This is a genomic window from Aliiroseovarius sp. Z3 (assembly GCF_029105185.1).
Classification (GTDB): Bacteria; Pseudomonadota; Alphaproteobacteria; order Rhodobacterales; family Rhodobacteraceae; genus Aliiroseovarius.
The window spans coordinates 196,121-208,378 of sequence record NZ_JAFMZK010000004.1 but is presented as its reverse complement, the minus strand read 5'-3'; the positions used below and the strand labels follow the sequence as shown (position 1 = coordinate 208,378).

Sequence of the window (12,258 nt, the reverse complement as noted above, 5' to 3'; positions counted from 1 at the left end):
TGTCACCCGCGCGCAGCGTCCGCCTTTTCCTCCAACGTCAACCATTCCTCTTCTGCGGCGACAAGCGCTTTCTGCCGCTCGGCCAACCCGTCGGATGCCTTCTTGAATTTCACAGGCTCCTTGGTGAACAGGTCCGGGTCCATAAGGAACTCTTCCAGTTTCGCAATCTCGGCAGACAGGCGATCCATCTCGGCAGGAAGCGCATCAAGGCGGTGGCGTTCCGTGAACGACAAACCGTCCGTTTCGGGCTTCATGTCTTGCTTTATGTTGTTCGATTTAGGCTTTGTTTTTTCTTTCTTTTTCTCAGGTATCGTATCGCGTCCGGCGCGCTGTGCCTGATAGTCGGACCACCCCCCCGGATAGATCGTCGCGCGCCCGTCACCTTCCATCGCGATGGTGCGTTCAGCCACGCGGTCAAGGAAATCACGGTCGTGGCTGACCACCAGAACCGTGCCATCATAAGCAGTGATCAGCTCTTGCAACAGATCAAGCGTTTCAACGTCCAGATCGTTGGTTGGTTCGTCCATCACCAGAAGGTTCGACTGCCGCGCCATGATCTTGGCCAGAATCAGCCGCGCCTTCTCACCCCCCGACAAGGATCGCACGGGCGCACGCGCCTGCGCATCGGAAAACAGAAATTCTTTCAGATAGCCGACAACGTGTTTGGGATTGCCGCGCACCATCACCTGGTCGGCCTTGCCAGACACGCGCATTTCCGGGTCGCCCGTCAGGTTTTCCCACAGGCTGTCATCTTCGACCAGCCCGGTGCGGTTCTGATCAAACACCGCGACTTCCAGCCCTGTGCCGTGCTGCACGCTGCCTGTATCAGGTGTTTCCTGCCCGATCAGCATTTTCAGAAGCGTGGTCTTGCCCGCCCCGTTCGGACCGACAAAAGCGATGGTTTCGCCACGCATCACGCGCAGATCAAAATCCCGCAGAATCACACGATCTCCGTAGGATTTGGAAATACCCCGCGCCTCGATCACCTTACGGCCCGACTTCGGCCCAGCCTCAAGCGCCATTTCCGCAGCGCCCTGCCGTTTGATTTGGGCCGCGCGTTCCGCTTTCAGATCGCCCAGCGCCCGCAGACGCCCCTGATTGCGTTTGCGCCGCGCGCTGATGCCTTCAACGGCCCAGCGGGCTTCTGCCTTTATCTTGCGGTTCAGTTTGTGGCGGCTTTGGTCTTCTTCTTCCCAAACCTTGTCGCGCCACGCTTCGAAATGCTCAAACCCCTTCTCCTGCCGCCGCACCTGTCCGCGATCCACCCACAGCGTGGCACGGGTCAGCGCCCGCAGAAAAGCGCGGTCGTGGCTGATCAGAACGAAACCCGCGCGGGTCTGGGACAGTTCGGCCTCAAGCCATTCGATTGCCTGAATGTCCAGATGGTTGGTTGGTTCATCAAGCAGCATCAGGTCCGGGGCTTCCGCCAGCAGCTTCGCCAGCGCAGCGCGCCGCCGTTCCCCACCAGACGCCGTACCAACCGGGGCATCCAGACGCAGCTTCAGCCCCTCGGCCACCCGTTCGACCAAATAGTCCTGCCCCGGCTCAAGCCCAGAGGTTGCAAATTCGCCCAGCGTGGCAAACTTCGTTAAATCTGGATGCTGTTCCATGTATCCGACTGATACGCCGGGCGACAGAACGCGCGATCCGTGGTCAGGTTCGACCAAACCCGCCATGACTTTCATCAAGGTGGATTTGCCCGATCCATTGCGCCCCACCAACGCCACCCGGTCACCCGGTTGCACCACAAGGTCAAGCCCGTCGAACACGGGATCGCCGCCAAAGGTCAGCGAGATATCGGACATCTGAAGAAGGGGTATACGAGCCATGCCGCCGGGTTAGGCAATCCGCATTGCGACGTCAACCGAAGGCTTGGCCCGACACAGCGCGCAACAGACGCAATCGGGCCGGCGGCACGGCGCGCACTTCAAGCCCGGTGAACACATGCATCGTGTTCAGATCGTGGTCCACCACCGCGTGATCCGAGACCCATCCACCCATCACAAGATAGCTGCGCAGAAGCGGCGGCATGGCACTGAGGGCCAGCTTGGCATTTGGTTTGCGCCGCATCCGTTGGGCGAAGCGAAACACCTTGGGCGCTTTCACCCGCGGCAGCCATCGCTTCGGGGCAAGATGCCTGTCACGCAACATCGCGAAGGCGTCCAGATAGCGGGCCGCATCGGTGCCTTGAAACGATGAGCATCCAAACAGCATCCCGATGCCTTCGTCTTCCACATATCTGGTCATCATCGCCCAGGCGAGGCGCAGAATGTCAGCCCCGTCCAACACGTCAGGTGCAATGCAAAACCGCCCCATCTCGATCATCGGTGCATCATAGGATTGCAGGGCCGACAGCTCGTAATACTGGGCGGCATAGCTGTCCCCGATCCGTGCGCCGTTTTCAAGCGGCATCAGGCGGCAACACCCAACCAGCGTTTGGGTCGCAGCATCTTCGATCAACATGTGTCGACACCGTTCATCAAAAGAATCTGCATCCAGCCCATCCCCACCCCGAAAACAGCGATGACGCAGGGCTTGCGCAGACCGGATATCCGCCTCGGTTTCTGCGAAACGGGCCGTATAGCGGCCAGTGGTCAATGTTGGCATATCATACCTCCACCCCTGACGCGGGGTTTCCTGTTGCAACATATGCGTCTCTGACGGGATGCCGACAAGATGTGACAGAATTATGAGGCAATGCCAGAAAACGAAAAAGCGCGGCGACCTTTCGGCGCCGCGCTGGTTCATTCATGATCACCGACGGTTAATTTCCGCGGATTTGTTCGGCCACGTCGATCCGGCCAATGGACCCAAACAGCTGTCGCAGGAACCCGATCCCCTTGATGTTGCTATCGGTCACGCGGCGTTCCAGCACGATCACACGACCGTCCTCAAGCCCGAAGCGTTCGATATTCTCAACAACGCCCCCTTGAGTGAAGGAGATCGCCAATACTTCGCGGTCTATTTCTTGCGGGGCGTTGTAAAGGTAGTGTTTGAAGCGCGAGCGCACATAGTAATAACCGCTGTCCGCCAGCAGGCCAGACGTCCCCGGCTTACCGATCGACGCCGCGACGGTTTCGCGCGTGTCTTTGCCGACCTCAATCAGATCGACATCTTCCTTCGGCGGCATATATCCGTGATTGCGGTATGTTGCCGAACAGCCAGCTACAAGCGCCAGAAGCAGCATCGCCCCGACCATCTTGCCCATATTCCTGCCCATTTGGCGCAGATAAGACATACCGCCCCCCTTGCGTTCGCCACTCTGTCTTGGGTATCGGCTTAGCCTAGGATCGCGCGTGGTTCAAGAAACGATCACGGGCATTCTTCGCTTGGTATATGGATATGCTTGACCAAACGCGACACCGAACAATCAGCGGAGACGCAATATGACCAACACAACCCCAACCGGCGATGCTCTGCCGTTCACTCATCCCGTTCGCGTGGCCGACCTTCCGACCAGCCGCCCGACCCGGTTTGAACTTGTGCCAGATCAGAACGTATGCGCTGCGATCGCAGCCGATCTTGGCATCACTGGCGTGCGTAAGCTGAGATTTTCGGGCGAACTGAAACCACTGGGCAAGCGCGACTGGCAAATGGTGGCGGAGCTTGGTGCGACGGTAATACAGGATTGCGTGGTTACGCTGGATCCTGTCACAACCCGGATAGATGACACGGTTGAGCGTCGGTGGCTGAAAGACCTGACCGAGCCGGATAGCGGTGAAGAGGTCGAAATGCCCGAGGATGACAATGTCGACGCATTGGGGGCTGTGATCGACTTGGGCCAGGTGATGATAGAAGCGCTGGCTCTTGCACTTCCCTTATATCCCCGTGTTGAGGGCGCCGAGGTTCAGGAAAGTGTTTTTGCAGCGCCGGGCACCAAGCCCATGACTGATGACGACGCCAAACCTTTTGCGGGCCTTTCTGATCTGCGCGACAAGTTGTCGGGGAAGGACAAATAGGCTCGGCACGGGCGATTGCGCGGTTTGAACCGAATATTTGCTGGAAATCCGCGATATTCCCTCGCACATGGCACAATTCGCCCTTGCAAGAATCAAGAAAGGCAGTATTTTCCCGCCTTCTTCCAAAAGATGGGTTGGACAGCGCACCGCAAACCGCGTATGAGGCGCCGAGACTCAGGAATGACTTGAGAACACCGGGCCATTGTGCCCCAGAATGACACCGGGCGATGACGCCCCCGAAACCGAAGGTTGAGACCATGGCTGTCCAACAGAACAAAGTATCGAAGTCGCGCCGCAACAACCGCCGTGCGCATGACGCCCTGGTTGCCGCGAACCCGAACGAATGTTCGAACTGCGGCGAGCTGAAGCGCCCCCACCACGTGTGCCCCTCGTGCGGCCATTATGACGACCGCGAAGTCGTTGCAATTGCCGACGAAGTTGACTTCGACGACGAGGACGCGGCGTAAGCCTCTTGCCCGATGCGGGCGGGCATGTCAGAAAATCCCCGAGCATGGGATAACGAATGACAATGAACGCCCCCAAACGCACAATCGTATCGGTCGACGCCATGGGCGGAGATCTCGGACCGGCAGCAGTTGTTGCCGGTCTTGCGCTGTCTGCGGATAAGAACCCGGAAATCGGGTTCATTCTGCACGGCAACAAGACCGAGCTTGAACAACTGGTCGCCCGCCACAAGGATTTGGCTGACGTTTGCGAGATTCGTCATGCCGACGAAGTGGTCACGATGGACGACAAGCCCAGCCAGGTGATGCGCAACGGCCAGAAAACCTCGATGTGGTCCGCAATTGATGCGGTGCGCGATGGTGACGCCGAAGTCGTCGTCAGCTGCGGCAACACCGGCGCCTTGATGCTGTTGTCGATGGTACGCCTGCGTAAGTTGCCCGGCGTGAACCGCCCCGCCATTGCCTGCCTGTGGCCGTCTCGCAATCCGTCCGGGTTCAACGTGATGCTGGATGTGGGCGCTGATGTGCGCGCCGATGAAGATGACCTGCTGCAATACGCGATGATGGGGGCGTCTTATGCCCGCAACGGTTTGGGTATAACCCGCCCGCGCGTGGGCCTGCTGAATGTCGGCACCGAAGAGCACAAGGGTCGCAACGAATTGAAAGCCGCACATGAGTTGATCGCGAACGCCGCCGAAGGGGCACAGATTGACTTTGTCGGGTTTATCGAGGGCGTCGACCTGCCTTCTGACCAGGTCGACGTTATCGTGACGGATGGCTTTACGGGCAATATCGCGTTGAAGACGGGTGAAGGCACAGCCAAGCTGATCTCGGGCCTGCTGCGCGAGGCGTTCGGCGCGACGATCCTGTCCAAGATCGCCGCCCTTCTGGCCATGGGACCGCTGAAGCGCATGAGCCAACGCGTAGACCCCAGCCGCAACAATGGCGGCGTGTTCCTTGGCCTGAACGGAACAGTTGTCAAAAGCCATGGATCGGCAGATGCGACGGGGATATCCGCCGCTGTCCGACTGGCGTTTCAACTGGCCAAGGGTGGCTTCAATCAGAAGCTTGCGGCCCGGGTTGCATCCGGCGACGCATCACGCCAAGATGTCGCAACGGAAAGCCGGCAAGGTGAGCAGCAAGAATGATAAAACGCGCCGTGGTCACGGGCGTCGGGCATTATCTGCCCGAACGCGTCGTCCCGAATTCGTATTTTGAGAAGATTGTCGACACCTCGGACGAATGGATTCGCACGCGGTCCGGCATTGAACGGCGCCATTTTGCCGCCGAAGGGGAAACCACCTCGCAGATGGCGACCCACGCCGCCCGCGCTGCATTGGAAAACGCCGGTCTGGACGTGGACGACGTGGACGCCATCGTTGTGGCCACGTCGACACCTGACCTGACCTTCCCTTCCGTTGCCACCATGGTCCAGAACGAGCTTGGCATGTCCCGCGGCTTTGGCTTCGATGTGCAAGCCGTCTGCGCGGGCTTTGTTTTTGCCCTGACCAATGCCAACGCGCTGATCATGTCTGGACAAGTCAACCGGGTGCTGGTGATCGGCGCAGAAACCTTTTCGCGCATTCTGGACATGACGGACAGATCAACATGTGTCCTGTTCGGTGACGGTGCGGGTGCCTTGGTGCTGGAAGCGCAGGACGGCAGCGGCGAGAATACGGATCGCGGCATCCTGTCGGCCGATCTGAATTCCGACGGACGTATGCGCGAGATGCTTTATGTGGATGGCGGCGTGTCGACGACGCAGACCTCGGGCCACTTGCGGATGCAGGGCAATCCACTGTTTCGGCAAGCCGTCGGCAAACTGACCGAAACCGCCGAAACCGCGTTGAACAAGGTCGGGCTGACGGATGACGATCTGGATTGGATCGTGCCGCATCAAGCCAATATCCGCATCATTCAGGGCACCGCCAAGAAGATGGGCGTGCCGATGGATCGGGTGATCCTGACCGTGCAGGACCATGGCAATACCTCGGCGGCTTCAATTCCACTGGCCCTGTCTGTCGGTTGCGCTGAGGGTAAGATCAAGCAAGGTGATCTTATTGTCACCGAAGCCATCGGTGGCGGTCTGGCCTGGGGCGCTGTGGTGATCCGCTGGTAAAACCATCAAACCCTTGCCTGAACGGCTTTTCCCAAGCCGTTGATATTGACTCGGAAATTCAAACCACCCATGCTTCCCGAAAACAATCAGGGGGACGACATGAGTGAAAAGACTTTGACCCGCATGGACCTCAGCGAAGCTGTGTTTCGCGAAGTCGGCCTGTCGCGCAACGAAAGCGCGCAATTGGTCGAGACTGTATTGGGTCATGTTTCCGACGCCTTGGTGGCCGGCGAAAGCGTGAAGATATCATCATTCGGGACATTCTCGGTGCGCGACAAGGCTGCGCGCGTGGGCCGGAACCCAAAAACAGGCGAAGAAGCGCCGATCCCGCCACGCCGGGTTCTGACATTTCGCCCGTCGCATCTTATGAAAGATCGGGTCGACGAAGGAAACAAGCGCTAACCCCCACGCGACACCCGATCAGCGGGTGCCTGCGCCATAATGAACAAAAGAAGCAGAACAGACAGGTCTGGACATGGATAAGAAGTCACCCGACGCCTTCCGCACCATCAGCGAGGTGGCCGAATGGCTTGGTGTGCCGACCCATGTTCTGCGGTTCTGGGAAAGCCGGTTCAGCCAGGTCAAACCGGTAAAGCGGGCCGGTGGACGACGTTACTATCGCCCCAATGACATGGAGCTTCTGGGCGGCATACGAAAACTTCTGCACGAAGACGGTATGACGATCCGTGGCGTTCAGAAACTGCTGCGCGAAGAGGGTGTGAAACATGTGGCGGCGATGTCGCCACCGCTGGACAGCGACGAGATGCGCGATATCACGCCGTCAAACGTTGTCCCTCTGACAAGCAAATCCGCACCCGAAGAACGGCCAGACGAAGATCGCGACAAGGGTGATGCCGCGGCCGCACCGCCCGCTGATGAGATCGCGAGCAACGCTCGGCAGTCCGAGTCCGAACCTGATCAGCCGGACGACATCGCCCCCCCGCCAGAGACACCAGAAGAAGAAACGACGACAACCGAACACGGTGAGGCTGCCCCCCACTTCACCCGCAGTGATGTTGAGACACCAGACGACGGGTCTGAGCCGACCGAAAGCTCAAAGCCCACCGATGACCTGCCGGAAAATCCAACTTCCGAGCAGGTTTTTGACTCGTCTCGCAGGATTGCCGATACCCCGTCCGGGGATACAGAGGCTGCGCCTGATGAACAAACGCCAGCTGCGCCAGAGCTTCCGGGGCTTCACGACACTTCCGATTCGACCGATGCAGCTGCGACGCCTGAACCAGCCCCGAAAATCGACATTTCCCACATCCCTGCCGATCCCGGCGATCAGGACGCAACCCCCACACCGGCGTTAACCAGCACCCTGCGGCGCGCGCGTCAGACCGGCACCGACGCCCGTATTGCTGCCCTGCAAGCCTTGGCTGACCGACTGGAATCGCTGGCAGCACAAATGGGTCGCGACCCCGGACAAACGCCATAAGCACGCGCATGTTTGTTCGACCTCTGCCCGAATGCGGAATGATGAAATTCCTGCCGTTTCCCGCTTGCCCTGCCTGCGAAAATCACTATGTAAGGTCTCCAGTCGGGCTATGGCGCAGCCTGGTAGCGCGTCCGTCTGGGGGACGGAAGGTCGCAGGTTCGAGTCCTGCTAGCCCGACCAATCTCAAAACCGCCCGCCCGTTCATCGGGCGGGTGTTTTTGTATCCGCGTGACGGATCGAAGGGGGGATGCAGATGAAAACCGGTGTTTTGGCAGACCGGCAAATCCGGCAGATGATCACCAATGGCGGGATCGCGGCGTCCTCGCCCATTCTGAACGAGCAGATCCAACCGGCCTCGCTTGATCTGCGGCTGGGGGATACAGCCTATCGCGTGCGCGCCTCGTTCCTGCCCGGCAAGACCTCGACCGTGGCCGAACGGTTGGACGAGCTGACCATGCACGAGGTGTCGCTGACCGGCGGCGCGGTGCTGGAGAAAGGCTGCGTCTATGTGGTGCCGCTGATGGAACGTCTGCGCCTGCCCGATGGCATGACCGCCGCGGCCAGCGCCAAATCCTCGATCGGGCGGGTCGATCTGATGACGCGCGTGATCACTGATCAAGGGATCGAATTTGACCGCGTCCCCGAAGGTTACGACGGCCCGCTTTATGCCGAACTTTGCCCGCAGAGCTTTTCGGTTGTGGCCCAACCCGGACAGCTTCTGAACCAAATCATATTTCGACAGGGCAAGACGATCCTGACCGATGACGAACTGCGCGCAGTCCACGCCCGCACCCCTATCGTGTCAGGCGATCCGGTGATCTCGGACGGGCTTGGGTTCTCGGTCGATCTGAAACCGGCCAAAGGCGATCTGGTGGGATACCGCGCCAAACGTCATACCGGTGTTGTTGATCTGTCAAAGCTCGCCCATTACGACCCGGCGGATTATTGGGAAGAGGTGCACACCACAGACGGGCGCATCATCCTTGACCCCGGCGCGTTTTATATCCTTGTCAGTCGTGAAGCGATTGCGATCCCCCCTGATTGCGCCGCCGAAATGGCCCCCTATCTGGCTATGGTGGGCGAGTTTCGGGTGCATTATGCCGGATTTTTCGACCCCGGTTTTGGGTATGACGCTGCGGGCGGATCGGGATCGCGCGGCGTGCTTGAGGTGCGATGCCACGAAGCCCCCTTTGTGCTGGAACACGGCCAAGTCGTGGGCCGGCTGGTCTATGAACGGATGAGCGAAGTGCCCGAGGTGCTTTATGGTGCCGACATCAAGTCGAATTATCAGGGGCAAGGGCTGAAACTGTCGAAGCATTTTCGCTAACGCCCCGTCCAACCCTTCCTAACACCAAAGGACAGTCGGGCCGTTTTGTGCTAGGGTTTACCGAGACTTTACTCCGGGACCACACGAATTGGCCAAACAACGGCAACTGATCTCGAACGGAACTCCGATAACTGCCTCGATGCCCGGCCCGTTGATACGATCATGGCTGTTGATCGTTTCGTAAATCCCGAATGGCTGGTTGAAATCGAAGTGGATGCAGTCGTCGCAGACTGGGCCGAAGCGCGATCCGGCCACACGCCATGTTTGCGACGGTGTTCTTCACCTAACCCCTTATGCAGGCTTTCAGGTTTGCTGTTGCGCCTCTTCATCGGGCAATGGCGCGGTCTTTGGGTCGACACTCCTGATTGCCATGGTGTTCGACAGGTCAATGCGGCGCAGTTTCGTTTCAACGACTGTCACCTTTTCCACTTTGATCTTGACCGAGGGGTGAAGATACCCCGCGGTAATTCCAATGATCTGCCGATCCTTGATCGTCAGGGAAACGCCGGCAACTTCAACCGTCAGCGCGACGGGTATGCGGATTTTTCGCAGGTCGACCGCTTCGCCTATGGTCAAACGGATCTCGGGAGTGTGGGTCGTTTTCAGCTTGTGTTTCAACAACGCCGCAACCCGCGTCTTGCCGTCCATCGGCCCCTTCTCGCCCAGCAGCGATTGCACAGACTTCATGCCTTCCCACGCCTTCAGAAGCGTATCGACAAGCGAAATCGAAAGCGCCTCTTCCACCGCTGTTGCCACAGATTTGTGCAGCGTCCCTGCGTCCAGATCCATTCCCGCAAGGCGCACGCCCGGTTCCCCCTCGTTCAACGCGGATTTGACAGCCTCGACAACGTTGCTGAATTCAGCGGGCGGTATGGCGGTTTCAAGCGTTTCGATCCCTTCGGTCATGGCCCATCGCTCCTGTGTTGTTCTTGGATGATCGTGATGTCGGTTACGCCGCCGGGATCAACGGTAAGGGTGATCGCAGCCATCTGATCCGGTATGACCGAAATCACGGGTGTGGTGTCGGGCACGGCGTACAGCCGGGGCGGGATCGTCGGCGCGGGGGACTGGGGTTCCTTCGCATTCCGAAACAACCTGAAACCTCTGATTGGCCATATGACACTGGCCAAAAGCAAAAGACCAATTGCACCAGGGATCAACCAACCGGGCGGGCCAGAGGCAACGCGACGAAAGTCGATGGTACGCGTGTCACGTTCCACGCCATCTGTGTCCCGGACCCGGATCGCAAGCGCGCGGCTCTGTCCCGGCGGTGGCGCCGCGACGGTAACCGCGCGTGGTTGTCCGCCATAGGCCCAGATTTCTGGCGCACTGCCCGGCATATCAACGCTCAGTTTCGCACCCGGCCAGGCGTTCATAAGGTCAACCACGATAGTGGCATCAGGATTGGTTGTTTCGATGACATCCCCTGCAAGTTCATCGGCTTCAACCTGCAACCGCATATCCGCCAAACGAAGTAGCGTGAGTGTTTCGCGGGCCCGGATCGAACCATCCCTGTCGACAGCAAGAAATGTGGCAGTGCCACGCTCAGCCGGATCGGGCATCGGCAGGTCGACCACAATCGGCACCCCGGCATAGCGGCGCCGATCACCTGCGTCAGGATCGCTTGTCTGCCAATCAACGCTGGCATCGGGCCACGGATTGCGCAAAGTCACTTCGACCTGCACCCGGTCAGCAGCGGCGGTGATCCGCCCGTCCTGAAGCTGTGCTGACGCCAGATCAAGCGTCATGTCGGGCAGACGCCGAAGGGTCAGACGTGTCTGGGCAAGAATGCGCGCGCGACCGTCCAATGCGTCAAAGCGAAGATTCAAAGCAGCGCCGGGGTTGAGCGTGAAGCGATAGAGTATTTCGCCGCTCTGCGCCCGGCGGTCAGGTTCAGCTGATCGACCATCGACCGTTGCGCGAATCCACGCGACCAACCCTGTATCGCGCGGGTCACTGACCGAGACGATGACCATCTGCTCAGCCTCTGACGGATCACTTCGCCGCTGCGCCGTGATCCCGATGCGCGCGCGCGCCAGCGCGGCTTGCAAGGCGGGCCAACTGTTGACAGGTGCCGGTTCGAACCGCCGGATCGCCCCGCAGGTTCCCGCACCGACAAGCCCGTCCACGACACCTGCATTGAGCCCAAGGGCATTCAGATCAGACTGGATCACCCGCGCCATGGCGACATCCAGCCCGTTGGGCGGCCCACAAGCCGGAATGCGGCGGATGGCGACCCGGCGTGTGCTGGAGTTGCCCGCCCGATCTTCCGCCGAGATCCCGACCAATGCGCGCGCGTAATTGTCTGGCAAACGGATGCTGAACGCATACCGGTCCCCGTTGCGTTCAACCAAACGCGCCCCGCTTGCTTCGGTATTGGCCACACCGCTTGGGTCAGTGATGTCGGCAACGATGGCAACTGAACCCGAGGACGAGGTGAATTCATCAGCAATTGGCTCGATCACCGGGCCGTCCCTGTCGGCGGGCGTCGGTGTCGGCTCAGGGCGGGCGGATTCCAGCACTGCTCTGACCCACCTGACGGCCGGACCTTCGATCAAAAGATTGCATCGGCCCGCACGCAGCGCCAAAGCCCCGGAACGGACCGTTGTCACCAAGGTTCGGATCCCGCGTTCGTTCAGAAACGCGGCGAAGGCTTGATCATCGGTACAAACAACTTGGCCCTGCAAAAACCTCTGCAAGTTAACATCGGCCTGCCCACCCAACATGCTGCCAAGCAGCGATCTTATCCCGTCGTCTCCTGTGGTCAGCCCGTCGGGAAGATTTTGCGCGAACGCATGGGCCAGCAAAACCCATATGACAAGCGCGGCAGAAATACCGCGGCGAAACCAGCGCATCTTGCTATCCATTCGATAAATGATCTGCGGAAAGCGCCCAGAAACAATGCCGATGCTACCACAACTTAACAGAGAATTCCAATTTGCCGCCCT

The 12,258-nt window shown here is 59.4% G+C and carries 12 protein-coding genes and 1 tRNA gene; 8 read left to right on the top strand and 5 right to left on the bottom strand.

Annotation, left to right across the window (positions count from 1 at the left end):
* Positions 1–2: 2 nt before the first annotated feature.
* From J3R80_RS09150 to bamE, 3 genes are all read right to left on the bottom strand, one after another.
* A complete protein-coding gene (locus J3R80_RS09150) occupies positions 3–1,829 on the bottom strand; it encodes an ABC-F family ATP-binding cassette domain-containing protein (RefSeq protein ID WP_275393469.1) in 1,827 nt (608 codons plus the stop codon).
* Between the two features lie 31 nt (positions 1,830–1,860).
* A complete protein-coding gene (locus tag J3R80_RS09145; protein ID WP_275393468.1) occupies positions 1,861–2,607 on the bottom strand; it encodes a GNAT family N-acetyltransferase in 747 nt (248 codons plus the stop codon).
* A 157-nt stretch (positions 2,608–2,764) separates the two neighbouring features.
* The gene (gene bamE / locus J3R80_RS09140) at positions 2,765–3,238 is read right to left on the bottom strand and encodes an outer membrane protein assembly factor BamE (RefSeq protein WP_275393467.1); all 474 of its coding nucleotides are present in this window, start codon (positions 3,236–3,238) and stop codon (positions 2,765–2,767) included.
* A gap of 148 nt (positions 3,239–3,386) precedes the next feature.
* Here bamE and J3R80_RS09135 point away from each other — a divergent pair, with 148 nt between their 5' ends.
* From J3R80_RS09135 to J3R80_RS09100, 8 genes are all read left to right on the top strand, one after another.
* Complete coding sequence (locus J3R80_RS09135) at positions 3,387–3,959, top strand: DUF177 domain-containing protein (protein WP_275393466.1); 573 nt, start codon at positions 3,387–3,389, stop codon at positions 3,957–3,959.
* 257 nt (positions 3,960–4,216) lie between these two features.
* Positions 4,217–4,426: a 50S ribosomal protein L32 gene (gene rpmF, locus J3R80_RS09130; protein WP_191284736.1), complete on the top strand. Its 210-nt coding sequence runs from the start codon at positions 4,217–4,219 to the stop codon at positions 4,424–4,426.
* Between the two features lie 56 nt (positions 4,427–4,482).
* Positions 4,483–5,571, top strand: coding sequence for a phosphate acyltransferase PlsX (gene plsX, locus J3R80_RS09125; RefSeq protein ID WP_275393465.1), 1,089 nt, complete (start codon positions 4,483–4,485; stop codon positions 5,569–5,571).
* The gene (locus J3R80_RS09120; RefSeq protein ID WP_275393464.1) at positions 5,568–6,542 is read left to right on the top strand and encodes a beta-ketoacyl-ACP synthase III; all 975 of its coding nucleotides are present in this window, start codon (positions 5,568–5,570) and stop codon (positions 6,540–6,542) included. Before plsX ends, J3R80_RS09120 begins: the two co-directional genes overlap by 4 nt.
* 99 nt (positions 6,543–6,641) lie before the next feature.
* Complete coding sequence (ihfA, locus tag J3R80_RS09115) at positions 6,642–6,944, top strand: integration host factor subunit alpha (RefSeq protein WP_091432399.1); 303 nt, start codon at positions 6,642–6,644, stop codon at positions 6,942–6,944.
* A 73-nt stretch (positions 6,945–7,017) separates the two neighbouring features.
* The gene (locus tag J3R80_RS09110) at positions 7,018–7,983 is read left to right on the top strand and encodes a MerR family transcriptional regulator (RefSeq protein ID WP_275393463.1); all 966 of its coding nucleotides are present in this window, start codon (positions 7,018–7,020) and stop codon (positions 7,981–7,983) included.
* Between the two features lie 103 nt (positions 7,984–8,086).
* Positions 8,087–8,163: transfer RNA gene (locus J3R80_RS09105), tRNA-Pro, on the top strand.
* 73 nt (positions 8,164–8,236) lie between these two features.
* Positions 8,237–9,310 (top strand): 2'-deoxycytidine 5'-triphosphate deaminase, encoded by a 1,074-nt coding sequence (locus tag J3R80_RS09100; protein WP_275393462.1) that lies wholly within the window; start codon positions 8,237–8,239, stop codon positions 9,308–9,310.
* A 303-nt stretch (positions 9,311–9,613) separates the two neighbouring features.
* Here J3R80_RS09100 and J3R80_RS09095 read toward each other — a convergent pair whose 3' ends face one another.
* Positions 9,614–10,216, bottom strand: a complete 603-nt coding sequence (locus tag J3R80_RS09095) for a hypothetical protein (protein ID WP_275393461.1) — start codon at positions 10,214–10,216, stop codon at positions 9,614–9,616.
* Complete coding sequence (locus J3R80_RS09090; RefSeq protein ID WP_275393460.1) at positions 10,213–12,177, bottom strand: hypothetical protein; 1,965 nt, start codon at positions 12,175–12,177, stop codon at positions 10,213–10,215. Before J3R80_RS09090 ends, J3R80_RS09095 begins: the two co-directional genes overlap by 4 nt.
* Positions 12,178–12,258: the final 81 nt, after the last annotated feature.